Annotated in this window: 15 protein-coding genes, 1 pseudogene and 1 CRISPR repeat array; of the genes and pseudogenes, 11 read left to right on the top strand and 5 right to left on the bottom strand. The window is 69.7% G+C overall.

Annotation, left to right across the window (positions count from 1 at the left end; all coding sequences use genetic code 11):
• Positions 1 to 57: 57 nt before the first annotated feature.
• On the bottom strand, positions 58 to 483 hold the full coding sequence (locus QCD66_RS15020; protein ID WP_375734115.1) for a hypothetical protein: 426 nt from the start codon (positions 481 to 483) through the stop codon (positions 58 to 60).
• A 125-nt stretch (positions 484 to 608) separates the two neighbouring features.
• Here QCD66_RS15020 and QCD66_RS15015 point away from each other — a divergent pair, with 125 nt between their 5' ends.
• Together QCD66_RS15015 and QCD66_RS15010 are read left to right on the top strand one after the other, a co-directional pair.
• Complete coding sequence (locus QCD66_RS15015) at positions 609 to 1,184, top strand: TetR/AcrR family transcriptional regulator (protein WP_364216991.1); 576 nt, start codon at positions 609 to 611, stop codon at positions 1,182 to 1,184.
• A gap of 1 nt (position 1,185) precedes the next feature.
• Positions 1,186 to 2,838, top strand: coding sequence for an amidohydrolase (locus QCD66_RS15010; protein WP_375734116.1), 1,653 nt, complete (start codon positions 1,186 to 1,188; stop codon positions 2,836 to 2,838).
• Between the two features lie 84 nt (positions 2,839 to 2,922).
• Here the strand turns inward: QCD66_RS15010 and QCD66_RS15005 are convergent, their stop codons facing one another.
• A complete protein-coding gene (locus tag QCD66_RS15005) occupies positions 2,923 to 3,906 on the bottom strand; it encodes a glycoside hydrolase family 11 protein (protein ID WP_375734162.1) in 984 nt (327 codons plus the stop codon).
• Positions 3,907 to 4,761: 855 nt separating this feature from the next.
• Positions 4,762 to 5,407: direct repeats of the CRISPR family, unit length 28 nt; unit sequence CTGCTCCCCGCGCACGCGGGGGTGATCC.
• Between the two features lie 594 nt (positions 5,408 to 6,001).
• Between QCD66_RS15005 and QCD66_RS15000 the strand changes: the two genes are divergently transcribed.
• A protein-coding gene (locus QCD66_RS15000; RefSeq protein WP_407567247.1) for an IS5 family transposase occupies positions 6,002 to 6,840 on the top strand; the annotation gives its coding sequence in 2 pieces (ribosomal slippage) (positions 6,002 to 6,346 and positions 6,349 to 6,840; 837 coding nt in all).
• A gap of 289 nt (positions 6,841 to 7,129) precedes the next feature.
• On the opposite strand, the gene QCD66_RS14995 is transcribed toward QCD66_RS15000, so the two are convergent.
• Complete coding sequence (locus tag QCD66_RS14995; protein WP_375734117.1) at positions 7,130 to 7,708, bottom strand: helix-turn-helix domain-containing protein; 579 nt, start codon at positions 7,706 to 7,708, stop codon at positions 7,130 to 7,132.
• Between the two features lie 136 nt (positions 7,709 to 7,844).
• Between QCD66_RS14995 and QCD66_RS14990 the strand changes: the two genes are divergently transcribed.
• The 4 genes and pseudogenes from QCD66_RS14990 to QCD66_RS14975 form a co-directional block, all read left to right on the top strand.
• Entirely contained in the window at positions 7,845 to 8,531 is a 687-nt protein-coding gene (locus QCD66_RS14990) for an SAM-dependent methyltransferase (protein ID WP_375734164.1), read from the top strand.
• Positions 8,532 to 8,535: 4 nt separating this feature from the next.
• Positions 8,536 to 9,024, top strand: a complete 489-nt coding sequence (locus tag QCD66_RS14985) for a DinB family protein (protein ID WP_375734118.1) — start codon at positions 8,536 to 8,538, stop codon at positions 9,022 to 9,024.
• Positions 9,025 to 9,174: 150 nt separating this feature from the next.
• A complete protein-coding gene (locus QCD66_RS14980) occupies positions 9,175 to 10,269 on the top strand; it encodes a glycoside hydrolase family 43 protein (protein WP_375734119.1) in 1,095 nt (364 codons plus the stop codon).
• A gap of 130 nt (positions 10,270 to 10,399) precedes the next feature.
• Positions 10,400 to 11,088, top strand: a pseudogene (locus QCD66_RS14975) (arginase family protein); the annotation flags it as partial.
• A gap of 76 nt (positions 11,089 to 11,164) precedes the next feature.
• Here the strand turns inward: QCD66_RS14975 and QCD66_RS14970 are convergent.
• Positions 11,165 to 11,545 (bottom strand): hypothetical protein, encoded by a 381-nt coding sequence (locus QCD66_RS14970; RefSeq protein ID WP_375734120.1) that lies wholly within the window; start codon positions 11,543 to 11,545, stop codon positions 11,165 to 11,167.
• A 565-nt stretch (positions 11,546 to 12,110) separates the two neighbouring features.
• Between QCD66_RS14970 and QCD66_RS14965 the strand changes: the two genes are divergently transcribed.
• Entirely contained in the window at positions 12,111 to 12,308 is a 198-nt protein-coding gene (locus QCD66_RS14965) for a hypothetical protein (RefSeq protein ID WP_364217015.1), read from the top strand.
• A 104-nt stretch (positions 12,309 to 12,412) separates the two neighbouring features.
• On the opposite strand, the gene QCD66_RS14960 is transcribed toward QCD66_RS14965, so the two are convergent.
• Positions 12,413 to 13,615 carry an MFS transporter gene (locus QCD66_RS14960; RefSeq protein WP_407567163.1) on the bottom strand — a complete coding sequence of 401 codons (1,203 nt, stop codon included), beginning with the start codon at positions 13,613 to 13,615 and terminating at the stop codon, positions 12,413 to 12,415.
• A gap of 54 nt (positions 13,616 to 13,669) precedes the next feature.
• Here QCD66_RS14960 and QCD66_RS14955 point away from each other — a divergent pair, with 54 nt between their 5' ends.
• From QCD66_RS14955 to fdh, 3 genes are all read left to right on the top strand, one after another.
• The gene (locus tag QCD66_RS14955; RefSeq protein ID WP_375734123.1) at positions 13,670 to 14,413 is read left to right on the top strand and encodes a helix-turn-helix transcriptional regulator; all 744 of its coding nucleotides are present in this window, start codon (positions 13,670 to 13,672) and stop codon (positions 14,411 to 14,413) included.
• Between the two features lie 106 nt (positions 14,414 to 14,519).
• A complete protein-coding gene (locus QCD66_RS14950; RefSeq protein WP_375734124.1) occupies positions 14,520 to 14,828 on the top strand; it encodes a hypothetical protein in 309 nt (102 codons plus the stop codon).
• Between the two features lie 25 nt (positions 14,829 to 14,853).
• Entirely contained in the window at positions 14,854 to 18,093 is a 3,240-nt protein-coding gene (fdh, locus tag QCD66_RS14945) for a formate dehydrogenase (protein WP_375734125.1), read from the top strand.

Here is an 18,093-nt window from a genome sequence, read left to right as displayed (position 1 = left end):
GCCCCCTTCTGCGCTCCGGTGACCCGGACGAGGTCGACCAGACGGATGGCGGCGTTGTCAGGCGGTCAGCAGCAGGATTCCCGCAGAGATCAGGGCGATGACCTTGATCATCTCCAGGGCGATGTAGGCGTGGTGGCTACGTGACCGGGGCGCATCGTGACCGGCAAGAACGCGGTCCGACCGGCGGGTCAGCCGTGGCCGGACCAGGGCGAGCTGAACGATCAGCACGACCACGGCCACCGTCGCGGCGGTGACCGCGCCGCGCGACGGCTGGCCGGCGACGAACGCGACGACGAGTACGGCGGCGAGCACGACTTCGACGGTGTTGAGGGCGCGGAAGACGAGCCGGCCGATACCGAGCCCGATCGGCAGGGTGACGCCGGGAGCGCGGAACTTCAACGGTGCTTCCAGGAACGAGATGGCCAGCACCATGCCGAGCCACACGAAGGTCACCGCGGTGGCGACCGCTGGCGCGGGTGTCATCACTGCTCCCGTTCGACGAACTTTGACCCCGGGAGCAGGCTAGCAACCGTCCCCTCCTCCACCGCCGCGTGACGCCGGCCGGGGTCGCGCTTGCGCCGGCGGGTAAGTAAGTATTTACTTTCTCCGTGAGTCGACGCGACGAGATCATCGACGTGGCCCTGCGTCTCTTCGCCGAGCGGGGCTACAAGGCCACCACGATCACCCAGATCGAGGCCGCCGCCGGCCTCTCCCCCGGCGCCGGCGGGCTCTACCGGCACATCGGATCGAAACGCGAACTGCTCGTCGCCGCCTTCGACCGGGTCCTCGACAGCCGCCGCGCCGCCCAGAACATGCCGAGAATCACCGACCTGGACGACCCACGCATCGCGATCAGCGTCGCCGGCCGCGCCGTGCTCGCCTACGTCGCGGCCGACCGGGACCTCTACCGGCTCGTCCTGCGAGGCGGCGACCTGCCCGTCGACCTCTCCGACGTGTACCAGCGGCTGTTCCAACCCGGCTTCGACGAGGTCGCCGGGTGGCTGGCACAACTCGCCGGTGACCGGCCCGGGTTCGACGCGACGGCCGTCGCCGCCGTCGCCCTGTCGTCCCTGTTCTACTTCGCGATCAGCGAGTTCACCTACGGCTGCCCGCCCGGGCACGTCGAACAGGAACGGTTCCTCGCGGCCTGGACCGCGGGGCTGCTCGCCCAGCTCGGAGTCTGACGTGAGCACCGTCTTCAGCGGCGGCACGATCCGCACCATGGACCCGGTCCACCCGGTCGTCGACGCCGTGGCGATCGACGGCGGCGTGATCACCGCCGTCGGCGACGCGGACACCGTACGGGCCGCCGCCGGCCCCGGCGCCACCCACCACGACCTGGCCGGCCGCACCCTGCTGCCCGGCTTCGTCGACCCGCACCACCACCTCTACCTGGTGGCCGGCGACCGGTACACCCGAGCCTTCGACGACCACCCGGCGAGGCTGCGGGACCTCCTCGACCGGATCGCCGCCATCGCCCGCGCCGACACCGGCACCGGCTGGCTGCGCCTGCACGGCGTACGACCGCTCCTTTTGGCCGAGGGCCGCCTGCCGACCGCCGCCGAACTGGACACCGCCTGCCCCAACCGGCCGCTGCACCTGCTATCGGTCAGCTACCACGAATCCACCATCAACTCCGCCGGACTGTCGGCGCTCGGATACGGCACCGCCACCCCCGACCCCGGCGGTGGCCACCTCGAACGGGACCGCCGCGGCCGCCCCACCGGTGTCCTCGTCGAACAGGCGAGCTTCATCGCCGAGTCACTCACCCGGCGCGCCACCACCGGAGACGCCGACTGGGTGGAACGCGCCACCGCACACAGCCGGCTCCTCGCCCGGCACGGCATCACCCGCATCGCGGACCTCGCCGTACCCCCGGAGGGGGCCGGCCGGTACGCCAGAGCCGCACCCGATCTCGCCGTCACCGTCCACCGCTGGCACGTCGGCGCCGCCGAGATCGGTGATCCCACCATGCCCGACCTCGACCCCGACCAGGATCCCGGCCACCCCCGCACCCCGCTCGGCGGCTTCAAACTTCTCATCGACGGCGGCGAACGGTGCGACCTGTGCCTCACCGGCCGGCAGCTCCTCCGCTCCGCCGCCGGGATGCCGCTGGCGGTGCTGCGTCACGGCCGCCGGGCCCTCGCCCTGTCCCGCCGCGGCGGCACCCCGGTCCGTCGCCCGGACGGCCGCTGGCACAACGGCCTGCGTGTCCTGGACCGCGACCGGCTGACCACCGCCGTACGGGCGGCGGTCGCCCGGGGCCTGACGCCGGCCCTGCACGCCGTCGGCAACGGCGCGGTGACCGACGCTCTGGACGCCGTCAACGGGCTCGGCGTCCCGGTCCGGATCGAGCACGCCATGATCTGTGGCCCCGCCACCGCGCGCCGACTCGCCGACTCGGGCGCACACGTTGTCGCCCAGCCGTCCTTCCTGTACGACCTCGGCGCGGAACTCACCATGCTGCCGCTGCCCGCCCCTCTGCGGCTGATTCCGCTGCGCACGATGCTCGACGCGGGCGTGCCGGTGGCGGCCAGCAGCGACTACCCGGCCGGCACGCTGTCACCACTGGCCGGCATCCAGGCCGCGGTCACCCGTCGCGTCGCCGGCGGCACGGTCGTCCATGCCGAGGAGGGACTCACCGTCGAACAGGCCCTCGCGGCGTACACCAGGGACGCCGCCGCGGCCCTGGGCATGGCCGGACGGGCCGGCGTGCTGCGTACCGGGGCCGCCGCCGACCTGATCGAACTCGACCGGGACCCGGTACGCGCCAACCCCGAGAGGATCGCCGGGATCAGGGTCACCGGCACCTGGTGCGCGGGCCGGCGCACCGCATGACCGGTGGCCGACCGTGGCGCGGCGCCCGGGGCGCGGCGGCCAGGAGCCGCCGGGCCCACAGGCGCCGGGGTGCCCGGCGGACGGTCAGCCGGTGCTACAGGAGACGGTCGGCCAGGTCCAGTTGCCGTTGTGCCGGATGGTGACGCCCCAGTTGTTGCCGTTGCCGTTGGGCCTGGCGGTCAGCACCTGGGCGCTGGGGTAGCTGGCGCTGACGTTCCAGGTCGCGATGATTCCGGCGGGTGACGGTACGGTCATCGTCACGGTCCAGTTGCTGGAGCCGGACACCGCGACGTTGAGGTTGTAGCGGTCGCTCCACTGCTGGCCCGCGGACAGCGTCGCGTTGCAGCCGCCACCACCGCCACCGCCACCGCCACCGCCACCGCTCCCCAGGGTGATGTTGGAGTTTCCGCTGCTCTGGTATCCCTCGGTGGCGAGAATCATGTAGTCGTGACTGCCCAGGTTCATGCCGTTGCGCGCCCACGCGTCGAAGTGGTTGCCAGAGGTGATCGTCCCGCCCGTCCTCTTCGACTGCCGGACGCTCCAGTACTGCGGGAAGGTCCTGGTGCCCTCGATGGAGGGAGCGTTGTACCGCATCGTCTCGTAGATGTCGTACGTACCGCCGTCGCTGGTGACCGTGCCCTTGTACGTACCGGTGGGCCGGTAGGTGCCCCAGTTGTCGACGACGTAGTACTCGACGAGCGGGTTCCTCGTCCATCCGTAGAGGGTCAGGTAGGCGTTGCCGGACGGGTTGAAGCTGCCCGAATAGGTCACGCTCCGCCGGCCGCCGGTGCTCCAGCCCTTACCCGCGACGAAGTTCCCGGTGTTTCGCCACGAGGTGCTGTAGTTTCCGCCGGCCCCCAGTTCCATGGAGACCGTGCCGGAACTGTCGGTCCAGAACGAGTAGAAGTAGCCGTTGTGGGTGCCGGTCTGGTTCGAGGTCACGGCCGCATGAGCGGTGCCGGGCAGCATCATGGTGGCCGCGATCAGCACTGCCGCGCTGGCGCTGCCGATGAGCCGCCTGATTGGCCCGCGTCTGCGGCTTCTCGGACGGGCGGTGACGTCGTTCATGGGCATGATCCCTCCTTGGGACGGCTGGCGGGAACCAGGCAGCGTGATACGGCCCCGCGGGCTGTCGGCGGTCAGAGCGCCGGCCACCGCGCGCGGGCGTGGTAACACGATTGAGGTTGACCGGTCGTCATACGGCGACGACCGGAGTGCAAGGTCGCAACAGGCGTTTGATCGATGACACCCGATGCATTGGGTGTTCCCGAGTATCGATCCGCCGCCGACTTCTCGTCAACAACTTCCGGAAATGCCGCCCGAAGCCTGATCTTGACTGCCGCCACGTCGCCAACTTCCATACCTGACCATTGCCACGATGGCAGGCCGAGCCAACTCTGGGCGGGCGTCGACAACAGGCTCGACGATCCCGACATCGAGCCGCTGGCCCTGAAACTTTCGGAGAGCTTCCGGAGGTCCTGCCGGCCCGCTTGGCCGCCCGCACCCGCTTTCACACCGAGGTCGCCGCGAACTCTGCCGACACGCCTCAACGCCTGACCGCGCCACCTACGCCGAACCCAGATCCTCGACTACGCAGACGGCCGACCAGGTCATCAACGCCTGCCACCGGCAGGTGAATGAGAGGTCATCCGTCCACTGTGGGGTTTCGATCGGGCGGGAGTTGCCCGACGCACGGGGAGCAGACCGCCACTCCCTCACAACCTTCGGATACGGCAAGCCGCCACGCCTCGAGAAGGTCACCCCAACACTTCGGTCACGACTTCCGGTTCCACGAGCCGTCCGCCATGATGATTCAGGCCAGACATTGGTCCCGCGCCAAGCCAGGGAGTTCAGATGGCGGCCTTGCCGACTAAAGTGAAGGAAAATCGGCTAGTTGATCTCTAGAGCACCAGGTCAGGAAGTCTGCTCCCCGCGCACGCGGGGGTGATCCTCGGGATACTCATGTTGAGCGGCTTCTCGTTGACTGCTCCCCGCGCACGCGGGGGTGATCCCCTGACCGTCCACATTGATTCCCCGCATCCGTTCTGCTCCCCGCGCACGCGGGGGTGATCCCCGGCTACGCGAGGGTCTGGACGACGAAGAACGCTGCTCCCCGCGCACGCGGGGGTGATCCGAAGTAATTCAATGGCTAAGCCTCTGGCGATTCCTGCTCCCCGCGCACGCGGGGGTGATCCGGAACCTCGGTGTAGAGGCAGAGCTTATTTGCCCTGCTCCCCGCGCACGCGGGGGTGATCCCTTGGAAAATGGAAGCTCGACCGGTGGGCAGAGCTGCTCCCCGCGCACGCGGGGGTGATCCCCGGATGAGGTGTTCGGTGATGTTCGGGGCGTTCTGCTCCCCGCGCACGCGGGGGTGATCCCGGTGTCCACGAGCTGCCGCCGGCGGGCCCTGACTGCTCCCCGCGCACGCGGGGGTGATCCTAGCGTTCCCACACTCCCGAATGCGTCGTACGCCCGGTCACCTGCTCCCCGCGCACGCGGGGGTGATCCCGGCTCAGGGTAGCGGGTGCTCACGGCCGGACCCTGCTCCCCGCGCACGCGGGGGTGATCCCTGAGCGAAATCGTTGTCGGCGGTCACCTGGAATTCCGGACCGGCGGACACCAGCCTGAAGGATCTTGCAGAACTTGCCGCTACGCCTTGTGATTGGCAACGATCGGGACAACGGCCGAAGACCGTACCGCGTTCAGCGCATCCGCCATCGACGTCGGCGAGGCCGCGTCGTCCGGTGGCAAGCCGATCCGCACCACAGACGCGTATGACGCGCCGAGGAGCGGAAGCGGCGCGGCAGTCGCCTTTGCCCAGCACGGTGTTCCAGCGAGTCGGCTTGGTGTGAGCCTCGCCGCCGACCACCTGGCACGTCACTTTAGGTAACCGAGGCTGTCCGCCGATCCGGAGTCGGCATGCCCGCCTGCCCGGAGAGACGCTTCCGCGCATCCGGAGCTTTTCATGTCCGCTGGCAATCGTCTTGCCGCCGGCGTCGCGCCTGCTCCCCGCGCACGCGGGGGTGATCCCGGGGAGTCGCGCCGCGCCGCCCACCGCGACACCTGCTCCCCGCGCACACGGGGGTGATCCCTGAAATCCCGTGGCGTAAGCGCTAAGACCGTGTGTCAGTTGGGGTGGTTGAAGTGCAAGGTCATTCGTTGACTGGGTGTGGATGATGTGGAGAAGTACTGCCCGGATGCGTTGTGGCGCCTCGCGCAGCCGTTGCTGCCCCCGCGTCCGGAAAGGCATCAGGGTGGCGGGCGGTCCCGCAGCGATGACCGGGCGACACTCGCGGCGATCCTGTATGTGTTGGAGTCCGGCTGCTCCTGGCGGAAGCTACCCGGCTCGTTCCCGGTGCACTGGCGTACCACGCACCGCCGGTTCGCCCAGTGGGTTGCGGCGGGGGTGATGACCGCTCTGCACCGGGCCGTGCTCGACGTTCTCGGCGCGGCCGGGCAGATCGACTGGTCCCGGGCGAGCATCGACGCGATGCACGTACGGGCCGTCAAAAGGGGAACCTGACCGGACCGAGCCCGGTCGACCGAGGCAAGCCCGGCTCCAAGATCCACGTGATCAGCGACCGTGGCGGCCTGCCCCTGCACATGGACATCTCCGCCGCCAATCTCAACGACCATCTCATGTTCGCAGACATGGTCGACGGCCTGACACCTGTGCGCCAACCGGTCGGCCGACCACGGCGACGTCCACTCAAACTGCACGGCGACAAGGGATACGACTACCCGGTCTGCCGTGACCTGCTGCGGGCACGCGGCATCACCGCACGGATCGCCCGCAAGGGCATCGAATCCTCCACCCGCCTCGGCCAGCACCGCTACGTCATCGAACGCTGCCTGGAATGGACCACCCGATTCCGACGCCTCGTCCGCCGCTACGACCGCACCGCTTCCCACTTCCTCGGATTCCTGCGCCTGGCCTGCGCTGTCATCTGCTACCGCCGCGCCGTCCGACTCAACCTGTTGACCAGCAACAACCCCAACTGACACACGGTCTAAGGACATGCTGCTCCCCGCGCACGCGGGGGTGATCCCGGATTGCGGCCGCTGTTGACCGTGACCGGTCGCTGCTTCCCGCGCACGCGGGGTGATCCCTACGCCGAGATTGCCGCCGAACTGATTGACGACCGCCCCCTGCGGCACACGGGGGCGGTGGTCCGCAGGCAGCCACGCAAAGACGGTCCGCCTCTGCCCGCTCCCCGGCACATGGTCTGTGGTTCGGGCGGAGGAATGCCACTCTGCGTACGTCGGACACGGCCGGTGAGGGCTGGAAGGGTCAGTGCCCCGATGGTGCCAGGTGGGCGCGTTCTCCCTGTGCGCCGAACAGTGCGAGCAGTTCCGCGGGTTGGGTGTCGGCGCTGCCGATCCAGTGCGGTATGCGGGTGTCGAACTCTGCGGCTTCGCCGACGCCGAGCTGGAATTCCCGCTCACCGAGCACGAATCGAACCTGTCCATTGAGGACGTAGAACCACTCGTATCCCTCGTGGGTCTGCAGGTTCATCGTGGGCGATCGGCCGGCCGGCGGGTAGATCACCTTGTAGGCCTGGATACCGCCGGCCCGCCTGGTCAGTGGGACCATCACCAGCCCGGATCGCCGTACGGGTCGCAGGTGGATGCGCGGGTCGCCGGTGGGTGGCGCCGCGACGAGATCGTCGAGTGGTACGCCGTGTGCCCGGGCCAGCGGCAGCAACTGCTCCAGGGTGGGGCGGAGTTTGCCGTTCTCGAGGCGGGACAGGGTGCTCGCGGTGAGGCCGGTTTCGTTTGCCAGCGCCGCCAGCGTGGCGTTCCTCGCCTGGCGCAGGGCGCGCAGACGCGCTCCGACTCCGGCCAGCACGTCTTCTGCGGAGTTGTCCATGCATCCGATGATGCGGATCCGCAATTTTTCTTGCAAGTAGGAAATAGTGGTGGCGATGCTGGCGGTACACCAACCTGGCATCGACTGCGTACGGATCACGCGCGGCACGCCGGCCGACGAGGGGATCGACCCACAGATGGATTTCACCCGAAGCCGAGGACCTGCGGGCGACCACGGCGGGGACGCTGAGGCGTTCTGGGAGCGGCACTACCGCACCCGGGGCAGCTGGGGCGTACGCGTGAACCCGCTGCTCGCCGAGACTGCCGCACCGCTGCCCTGTGGCGCCGTACTGGATCTGGGCTGTGGCGCTGGCGGCGATGCCATCTGGCTCGCGCAGCGGGGCTGGCACGTGACCGCGGTGGATATTTCGACGACCGCCGTCGAGCGGGTGCGGGATCGCGCCCGGGAACTTGGCGTCGCGGACCGGGTCGCCACCGAGCAGCACGATCTGGCCAGGAGCTTTCCGGCCGGCCGGTTCGATCTCGTGTCTGCCCAGTACTTCCACACCCCGTTTGCGTTGCACCGTAGCCGGGTCCTGCGTACCGCGGCGGATGCCCTGCGTCCCGGCGGTCTTCTGCTGGTCGTCGACCACGGCTCCACCGCGCCGTGGTCGTGGAACCAGGCCCCCGACGCCCACTTCCCCACGCCCATCGAGATCGCCGCCGAACTCGATCTCGACCCGGCGCGGTGGTGCGTCCTGCGGGCCGACATGCCCCGCCGCCGGGCCACCGGACCCGGTGGTGAGACTGCCACCGTCGTCGACAACGTCCTGCTGGTCCGGCGAGCCGCCGGGACCGCGCGACCGTCCGGTCGGAGGAAGTGACTTGATGTCTGGAACGCGGGCAAAGGACACCGGACCGCCGTGGACCGGCGGCGGCGAGAAGGCCACCTTGCAGGGTTTTCTCGACTATCTACGTAAGTCGATCACGGACAAGGTCGCGGGTGCGCCGGAACCGCAGGTGCGGACAGGTGGAGTGCCGTCGGGCACCAGCCTTCTCGGGCTGCTCAAGCATCTGACGTACGTCGAGCGGTTCTACTTCCTTGGTGAGGATGTCGACAACTGGCGGGCGACCATGCGGCCGTCCGTGGAGGACACGGTCGACAGTGTGCTCGCCGACTACCGCAGCACTGTCGACCGGGCGAACAAGGTCATCGACGCCTGCCCGGATCTGGCTCATCCTGCCCCGCGTCCCCCGCGCCGGGGACCGACACCGTCCATGCGGTGGGTCCTCGTGCACATGATCGAGGAGACCGGACGGCATGCCGGCCACGCCGACATTCTCCGCGAGCAGATCGACGGGTCCACCGGCCGCTGACAGCGCGGGCCGCAGGATCGGAGCCTGCAGAAAACTTTCCTAACAATTGACATCAGAACATTGACGACCGTTCACGCCATGGCAATACTCTGAGAGCGCTCTCTGGCAACTGGCCGCCCGCCGGGACCAAGCGATCAGGAGGACATTCTGATGCCTCACCAACGCCGACTCGCCGGCATCGCGTCCGCCGCCCTGGTGGGCGCGCTCGCACTCGGGCACGCGCCGACCGCTGCCGTGGCCGGGACCGACACCGCCGCGCAGCCGCAGCCCTTCGGCCGTACCACGCTGGGCGGCGCCGACCCCAGCGTCATCCGGGTCGGCGGCCTCTACGTCTCGGCCAAGTCCGTGGACGGCGGGGTCGCGGTGCGGACGGCGTCCACCCTCGAGGGCATCGCCACCGCGCCCAAGCGCCAGGTGTGGCGGGACACCGGCAACCTCGGCGAGGTGTGGGCGCCCGAGATCGTGCACCACGACGGTCGATACCACATCTACTTCGCCGCCGGCCGCAGCGCCGCCCACCGGATGTACCACATCAGCTCCGCCACCGCCGACTCCGGCTACTCGGCCGCCACGAAGGTCGCCCTGCCCGGCGACAAGTGGGCGATCGACGGCGTGCCGTTCACCCACAACGGCCAGCGCTGGTTCGTGTGGTCCGGTTGGGCCGGCGACACCAATGTGGAGCAGAACCTCTACATCGCCCGGATGACCAGCCCCACCACGACCACCGGCGGCCGCTACATCATCTCGCAGCCGCGGGAGCCGTGGGAACGCGTCGTCGGCAACCCGTTCATCAACGAGGCGCCGCAGCCGGTCCGCGACCCGAACGGGCAGCTGCACATCGTGTACTCCGCCAACGGAAGCTGGAGCAGCCGGTACTGCCTGGCCGACCTGCGGCTACGGGCCGGCGGCGACCCGACGTACGTCTGGGACTGGTACAAGAGCAACGGCTGCCTGTTCGGCTCGCACGCCGACAACATGATGTCGGGCTGGCACGCCACCCTGCACGTCGACGGCCCCGGCCACAACTCGTTCGTCCTGGAGCGTGGCGACATCGCCACCAGCCCGCCGTCCGGCAACCGGTTCCCGACCATGTTCCACGCGGTCGCCAAGGGCACGCCGTACTCGTGGTCCAACCGGTACTGGTACACCGGCACGGCCGTGTGGTGGGGCAACACCACCTACCGGCGGGCCAACGTTCCCGGGGCCACCACCAACGTCGGTTACAGCCTCAAGTTCTTCGAATGACCGACCGCGACACCTGATCGGCCGGCGCGGCGGGTTCACCGCAGCCACGCGCGGCGACCGGGCCGGTCAGGTGGGCACGGTACGGGTTCGGCGCACCGGCCTCCCGGGACGGGTTGGATATCCTGCGCCGATGCGTCCCATCGCCGTCCTCGACGCGCCGTCCAACCTCGGTCTGCGCCCGCCGGCACCGGGCCTGGTGCCCGGCTGCTACAAGCTGGCCGGCGCCCTACGTGACCAGCGCCTGCTGTCCCGGCTCGCGGCCCGTGACGCGGGTGTCGTCGTACCGCCGCGCTACGACATCCGCGACTGGCGGCCCGGCGACGGGGTGCTGAACGCCGCCGCGCTGGCGCGCTACACGCGACAGCTCGCGGAACGGGTCGACGCCGTCGTCGACAGCGGTGACTTCCTGGTGCTGCTCGGCGGAGACTGTTCGATTCTCCTCGGCCCGGCGCTCGCCCTGCGCCGGCGCGGGCGCTACGGCATCGCGTACCTCGACGGGTCGATCGATTTCCGGCATGTCGGCAACAGCGACCGCGTGGGTGCCTCCGCCGGTGAGGGCACCGCGATCGTCACCGGACGGGGGCAGCCTACGGCTATTTCGTCCACCTCGACGTCGACGTGCTGGACCCCGAGGTCATGCCGGCCGCCGATGCCCCCGATCCGGGCGGCCTCGACCACCCGCAGTTGACCGAACTTCTCCGTCCGCTGGTCACCGATCCGGCCTGCGTCGGCCTACAGGTCACGGTCTACGACCCGGACCTCGATCCGGACGGGCGCCACGCCGCCGCGCTCGCCGACACCGTGGTCGCGGTTCTGCGCGGCTGATCGGATCGCCCACCACCGGGCAGCGGCGCCGGCAGGGACGGGTGCTCCGCTGCCGGCGCCGACTGTGGTGTCAGCCCAGTTGCGACCACCACTGGCTACTTCCGGTGAAGCGCTTCAGTGGTGTGCCGGCGGCGTGGAAGTAGTAGCTGTAGGCGCCGTTCTGGCCGTATCCGTACATCGTGACCGCATCCAGGTTCCAGTTGTCGTCGGTCTGGAAAGGGCCGTTGTGCGACAACATTCGCAGCTTCAGACCGGTGACGTCGCAGGAGTTGACCGTCCAGTTCAGGTTGTGGAGGCCCAGCACTTTCGTATGGGTCGAATTGTTGCCGAAGCCGGAACGGAAATGCTGTAGTTCCACGTCGCCGTACCTGGTCGTCAGGAACGGCATCACCTCGCTGTTGCTGCGCAGGTCGTCGCCGCCAGTTCGAAAGACCAGGGTGAAGCTGGTCATGTTTGTTGCAGGCGATGGGGCCGGCGTTGGCAGGGGTCGCGGCGACGGCCGCACCGACGGCCGCGAGCAGGCCGGCTGCGAACAGGCCGATGACACGGTGGAGCGAGCTGGATCGGTGACGCATCGGGATATGCCCTCCATAGGCGATGGGTCGTTGTCGGATTGATTCCGAGTTCGCCAAAACGTATCGTCGAGGCCGCGTGATGTCGTGAGTAGCGCCCTACTCATCGCCGGCCGCGTCCGTGCCGCCAAGTGGTTGACCTGGGCAGCTGGAACGAACAATCTCCCGGGAACGTTATTCACGGGTGCCGACCGACAATTGAAAGACATAGACCGTTACACCTACGCCCATCGGCCCGTCGGGGCCGCCGCCGTGGTGGTGTTCGATCGCGGGCTGCCCGGGTAAGCGCGGGGAGCCGACGCGACGCGCGGTTGACATGGGATTCCCGCAGGCCGACAACGAACTCAGCACGGCCCCCTCCGACCCGGCCGGCGCATACCGGGCGTTGCGGGCGGTCCACCCGAGCTAGGAGGTGTGAGGACGATGGGACGTAACCTGGCCCAGATGACCACCGGGCAACTGCGCGAAGAGGCGCAGCGTGCCGGGATCGGCAACACCGACCAGATGGACAAGGAAGACCTGATCGGTGCTCTCGGCGGCACCACCAACGCCAGACAGGGCGGCGGTCAGACCCAGAAGGATCCTCGGCCGAAGGGGGTCCGTCCGCAGGAGTACAAGAACATACCCGGTAACCAGACCTGAGCCGGTCCGGGCCGGACGGTCGGTGGGGTGCGGCAGTCGCGCCGGACCCCACGGGCCGCCTCGGGCTTTCGACCGGGCCGGTGAGTCCCGGTAGGGCGAACGGGTCAGTCGACCCGAACAGGACTGGACGGGGCGGGATCTTCCTGTTGTTCGGCGGGCAGAGGCCGCTTCGACGCTTCGGGGTCGCGCAGGGTGCGGAACATCAGCCAGCTCAGGGCCGGCATGAGGATCAGGGGTGTGAGCGCGGTCCGTAGCGAGGTCGCGTCGGCCAGGACGCCGATGACGGGGCTGGCGAGTCCGCCGATGCTGACGGCCAGACCGAGGGTGATGCCACTGGCGGTGCCGACTCTGTTGGGCAGGTAGTCCTGTCCGAGGGTGATCTGCAGGGAGAAGGGCACGTAGAGGCCGGCGGAGGCCAGGGCCACGAACAGGTACATGGCGGGTCCGGGCGCCCACACCACGCCCGCGATCGCGAGGACGGTGACCGCGTAGGACCAGCGGGACACGGTGACGCGGCCCCATCGGTTCGCGGCGGATCCGCCGAGCAGGGAGCCGGCGACGCCGCCGAGGTAGAGCAGGAACAGGGCGGCGGTGCCGGCGGCGGCGCTGCCGTTCATGCGCTGTTGGGCGTAGAGGGAGATGAACGTGCCGAGGCCGACGAAGGCGATCGACCGGAACACCACCGCGAAGGTCAGCCGCACGAACGAGGTGACGTCGTCACGCCCGGCCCGCGTGGTGTTCTCGCGGGTGGTGTTCCCGCGCCGGGCGAGGGCGTGCAGCACGGGCAGCGCCATCGCGGTGCCGGCGAGTGCCGGCGCGACCAGCAGTGGCGTCCAACTCAGTCCGCCGAGGGCGGCGATACCGGCGACCATCAGCGGTGCCAGGGCGAAGCCGATGTTGCCGCCGGTCGAGAAGTAGGCCATCGCGGTGTGGCTGCCCTCGCTGGCTTCGCGGGCGATGCGGGCGGATTCGGGGTGGTAGGCGGTCACGCCGATGCCGGAGAGCGCCACGAACAGAAGGGTGAGGGTGTAGTTGCCACTCAGCCCGCTCAGGGCGATGCCGACCCCGCCGAGCAGGGTACTGGCGGGCAGCAGCCACGGCATCGCCCAGCGGTCGGTGAGGGCGCCGAACACCGGTTGCGCGATCGAGGACAGCAGCGTCGCGGCGAGCACGATGCCGGACACGGCCGCGTACGTGTAGGCGCGCTCGGCGACGAACAGGGGCACCAGTGCGGCGACGGTGCCCTGGTAGATGTCGACGCAGGCGTGGCCGACGGAGAGCAGGGTGATGGACGTTCTTCTGCGCACGATCCGATGCTTCCAACGCGCCACCCTGTCGGGCTTCCGATAACCTGACAATCAATGACGGAAATCCGCCACGTGTCGGTGGCCCCCACACGCAGCCAGTGGCTCGCGTCCGGGGCTGAGATCGACGCGCATCGCCATGACGATCACCAGATCATCTACGCCGCTCGCGGTGTCCTGACCGTGACGACCAGCGCGGGCTCGTGGGTCACGCCGGGCACCCGGGCCATCTGGGTGCCGGCCGGCACCGTTCACGCCCACCGCGCCTACGGCGAACTCGAACTGCACCTGGTGGGGCTGCCCGCCACGAGCAACCCACTCGGCCTGGACACCCCGACCGTGTTGTCGGTCGCCCCGCTGCTGCGTGAGCTGATCATGGCCTACACCCGCGGCCCCGTTGAGCAGAGCCCGGAACGTGACCGGCTGCGCGACGTGCTGCTCGACCGGTTACGCGCCTCTCCGCAGCAGCCGCTGCACGTGCCGACCCCGACCGATCCGCTGCTGCGTGCCGTGTGCGCACTGCTGCAGGCCGACCCGGGCGGCAACCGCACGCTGGTCGACCTCGGCCGCGAGGTCGGCGCCAGCGACCGGACCCTGTCCCGGCTGTTTCGCCGCGACCTCGGCATGAGCTATCCGCAGTGGCGAACCCAGCTGCGCCTGCACCACGCGCTGATCCTGCTCGCCGACAGGACGCCCGTGACCGCGGTGGCCCATCGGTGCGGATGGTCATCGGCCAGCGCGTTCATCGACGTGTTCCGCCGCACCTTCGGCCACACCCCCGGCACCCATCCCGCGAGCTAGTTCCAGGGTCCCGTGAGTCGCGCGGCGGTGGGCGGCCGCGCGTTGGGGAAAGTGGCCGCCACGGTCCGTCCGTGATGCCAGGATTATCCCCTAGGAGGCTTTGGTCATGCCGGACAGGGATCAGGTACTGCGGCTGCTCGACCAGGGGAACGACTACGTCGAGGTCGGGCGCCGGCTCGGCATCCCGCCCGGTCAGGCGTACCTCATCGCCACCGGCGTGCCGGCGGACGACGGGGTCACGGTGAACCGGGAGCGGCGCGGCCGGCCGGGGCTCCTGCCGTCCCGGACGCAGCGGCTGGTCAACGACCGTGAGGTCAACCCGATGTCGTCGGCGCTGGTACGCGAATGGGTACGCCGCCGCGCCACCGAGGACCAGCCAATGCAGCGGGCCGCCCGGGCGGACGGACGGAACTGAGCGACCGAGCGGAAGGGCAGGACCGATGGCCGGAATCTCCCCCCGGGGATGGCCCGTCTGGCGGCAGATCACCGGCCCTGACCGGTCCGGGCGGGGCGCGGCGGTCAGGTCGCCGCGCAGCGACTCCCTGGAGCCGCGTACGGCCGGCGCGGACAAGGTCGTCAAGTCGGTCTGCCCGTACTGCGCCGTCGGCTGTGCCCAGAACGTGTACGTCCGCGACGACCGGGTCGTGCAGATCGAGGGGGACCCTGACTCGCCGGTCAGCCGTGGCCGGCTGTGCCCGAAGGGCGCCGCCTCGCTGCAACTGACCACGGACTCGGGCCGGCTACGTACGGTGCTGCACCGTCCGCCGTACGCCTCGGACTGGCAGGAGCTCGACCTCGACACTGCGATGGAGATGATCACCGACCGGGTGCTCCGGACCCGGCGGGAGACGTGGCGGGCCGAGGAGCGGGGCCTGCCGGTGGCCCGCACGATGGGCATCGCCAGCCTGGGCGGCGCGACGCTGGACAACGAGGAGAACTACCTCATCAAGAAGTTGTTCACCGCGCTCGGCATGGTGCAGATCGAGAACCAGGCCCGGGTCTGTCACAGCTCCACCGTCATCGGTCTGGGCACCTCGTTCGGCCGGGGCGGCGCCACCACCTTCATGCAGGACGCCCAGCACGCCGACTGCATCGTCATCGAGGGCTCCAACTACGCCGAGGCCCACCCGGTCGGCTTCCAGTGGATCATGGAGGCGAAGGCGCGTGGCGCGGTCGTCATCCACGTCGATCCGCGGTTCACCCGTACGAGTGCCCTGGCGGACCTGCACGTGCCGATCCGGGCCGGGACCGACGTGGCGTTCCTCGGCGGGATCATCAACCACGTCCTGACCGAGGGAAAGGACTTCCGGGAGTACGTCCTGGCGTACACGAACGCGGCCACGATCATCAACGAGGACTTCCGGGACACCGAGGACCTCGACGGTCTCTTCTCGGGATTCGATCCGGAAGAGCACGTCTACTCGGAGCGGAGCTGGCAGTACGACGGCGTCGACGTCGTCTCCGCCACCGGGCAGCGGGACACCCAGTACCAGCAGCGCGCGTCCGGCTCGTCGACCGGACGGGGCGAGAAGCACGGCTCCGCCGGCGCGGCCCTGACCGGCGAGCCGCACCAGGACCTGACGTTGCGGCACCCGCGCTGCGTCTACCAGATCCTCAAGCGGCACTACGCCCGCTACACCCCGGAGATGGTCGAGCGGATCTGCGGCATCGCACCCGACGTCTTCGCCGAGGTGTGCCGGCACCTGGTGGAGAACTCCGGCCCGGAGCGGACCAGCGAGTTGGTCTACGCGGTGGGCTGGACCCAGCACTCCGACGGCTCGCAGTTCGTCCGCGCCGCCAGCGTGCTGCAGTTGCTGCTGGGCAACATCGGCCGCCCCGGCGGCGGCATCCAGGCGTTGCGCGGCCACGCCAGCATCCAGGGCTCCACCGACATCCCGACCCTGTTCAACCTGCTGCCCGGCTACATCCCGATGCCGCACGCCCACGCCGGCCAGACGCTCGACAACCTGGTCGCCGCCGACGCCGCCCCGAAGGGCTACTGGGCCAACATGAAGGCATACCTGGTCAGCCTCATGAAAGCCTGGTGGGGGCCGGCGGCGACGCCGGACAACGACTTCTGCTTCGGCTACCTGCCCCGGATCACCGGCAGCCACTGCACCTACGACACCGTCATGGAACAGCTCGCCGGCACCTGCAAGGGCTACTTCCTGCTGGGCGAGAACCCGGCGGTCGGCTCGGCGAACGCGAAGATGCAGCGCCTGGGCATGGCGAACCTGGACTGGCTGGTGGTCCGCGACTTCAATCTGATCGAGAGTGCCACCTGGTGGAAGGACGGCCCGGAGATCGAGTCCGGCGAGCTGCGCACCGAGGACATCGGCACCGAGGTCTTCTTCCTGCCCGCCGCCGCGCACACCGAGAAGTCCGGCAGCTTCACCAACACCAACCGGATGCTGCAGTGGCACCACCAGGCGGTCGAGCCGGCGGGCGACCGGCGCAGCGAGCTGTGGTTCATGTACCACCTCGGCCGGATCATCCGCGACCGGCTCGCCGGCTCCACCGCCCTGATGGACCGCCCGGTCCTGGACCTCACCTGGGACTACCCCACCGAGGGCACGGTGGCCGAGCCGTCGGCCGAGGCGGTACTGGCGGAGATCAACGGCTGGGACGCCGGCGGCAACCCCCTCCCCGGCTACACCAGCCTCAAGGACGACGGCTCCACCGCCTGCGGCTGCTGGATCTACTGCGGGGTGTACAAGGACGGGATCAACCAGGCGGCCCGGCGCAAGCCGGCCGAGGAGCAGAACTGGGTCGCCCAGGAGTGGGCCTGGGCCTGGCCGGACAATCGCCGGCTGCTCTACAACCGCGCCTCCGCCCGCCCCGACGGCCGGCCGTGGAGCGAGCGGAAGAAGCTGGTCTGGTGGGACGAGCAGGCGGGCAGGTGGACCGGTTACGACGTGCCCGACTTCGAGCCGGCCAAGCGCCCCGACTACCGGCCGCCGGAGGGTGCCACCGGGGTGGCGGCCCTGAAGGGCACCGACCCGTTCATCATGCAGGCCGACGGGCTGGGCTGGCTCTACGTCCCGGCCGGCATCACCGACGGGCCGCTGCCCACCCACTACGAGCCGCAGGACTCCCCGATCAGCAACCCGCTGTACGGCCAGCAGCGCAACCCGGCCCGGCTGCTCTACCCGCACGAACACAACCGGTACCAGCCCAGCGGCCGGCAGTCCGGCGCGGACGTCTTCCCGTACGTGGTCACCACCTACCGGCTCACCGAGCACTTCACCGCCGGCGGAATGAGCCGGCACACGCCGTACCTGGCCGAGCTGCAACCCGAGTTCTTCTGCGAGGTCTCCCCCGAGCTGGCGGTGGAACGCGGGCTGGAACACGGCGGCTGGGCCACCATCGTCACCGCGCGCAACGCCATCGAGGCCCGGGTCATGGTCACCGAACGGATGGCGCCGCTGCGGGTGGACGGGCGGGTCATCCACCAGATCGGGCTGCCGTTCCACTGGGGACCGAACGGCTACAGCCGCGGCGACGCCGCCAACGAGCTGTCCGCCATCTCGCTGGACCCGAACTCGCACATCCAGGAGGTGAAGGCGTTCTCCGCCGACATCCGCCCCGGGCGGCGACCACGCGGCCCCGCCCGCCTCGAACTGGTCGGCGAATACCAGGCCCGCGCCGGCATCACCGGCCTGACCGGAACGGAGGTCTAG

The organism is Polymorphospora sp. A560 (genome assembly GCF_045781765.1).
GTDB lineage: Bacteria > Actinomycetota > Actinomycetes > Mycobacteriales > Micromonosporaceae > Polymorphospora > Polymorphospora lycopeni.
Note: the sequence above shows the minus strand (reverse complement) of the source record. Positions and strands in the feature narration are given on the sequence as shown.

What these genes read in the sequence shown, in the direction of transcription:
- QCD66_RS14995 (WP_375734117.1), bottom strand. Translation starts at nt 7,708, where the DNA reads ATGGACAACTCCGCAGAAGACGTGCTGGCCGGAGTCGGAGCGCGTCTG.
- QCD66_RS14990 (WP_375734164.1), top strand. Translation starts at nt 7,845, where the DNA reads ATGGATTTCACCCGAAGCCGAGGACCTGCGGGCGACCACGGCGGGGAC.
- QCD66_RS15005 (WP_375734162.1), bottom strand. Translation starts at nt 3,906, where the DNA reads ATGAACGACGTCACCGCCCGTCCGAGAAGCCGCAGACGCGGGCCAATC.
- QCD66_RS14970 (WP_375734120.1), bottom strand. Translation starts at nt 11,545, where the DNA reads ATGACCAGCTTCACCCTGGTCTTTCGAACTGGCGGCGACGACCTGCGC.
- QCD66_RS14955 (WP_375734123.1), top strand. Translation starts at nt 13,670, where the DNA reads ATGACGGAAATCCGCCACGTGTCGGTGGCCCCCACACGCAGCCAGTGG.
- QCD66_RS14950 (WP_375734124.1), top strand. Translation starts at nt 14,520, where the DNA reads ATGCCGGACAGGGATCAGGTACTGCGGCTGCTCGACCAGGGGAACGAC.
- QCD66_RS14980 (WP_375734119.1), top strand. Translation starts at nt 9,175, where the DNA reads ATGCCTCACCAACGCCGACTCGCCGGCATCGCGTCCGCCGCCCTGGTG.
- QCD66_RS14965 (WP_364217015.1), top strand. Translation starts at nt 12,111, where the DNA reads ATGACCACCGGGCAACTGCGCGAAGAGGCGCAGCGTGCCGGGATCGGC.
- QCD66_RS14985 (WP_375734118.1), top strand. Translation starts at nt 8,536, where the DNA reads ATGTCTGGAACGCGGGCAAAGGACACCGGACCGCCGTGGACCGGCGGC.
- fdh (WP_375734125.1), top strand. Translation starts at nt 14,854, where the DNA reads ATGGCCGGAATCTCCCCCCGGGGATGGCCCGTCTGGCGGCAGATCACC.
- QCD66_RS15020 (WP_375734115.1), bottom strand. Translation starts at nt 483, where the DNA reads ATGACACCCGCGCCAGCGGTCGCCACCGCGGTGACCTTCGTGTGGCTC.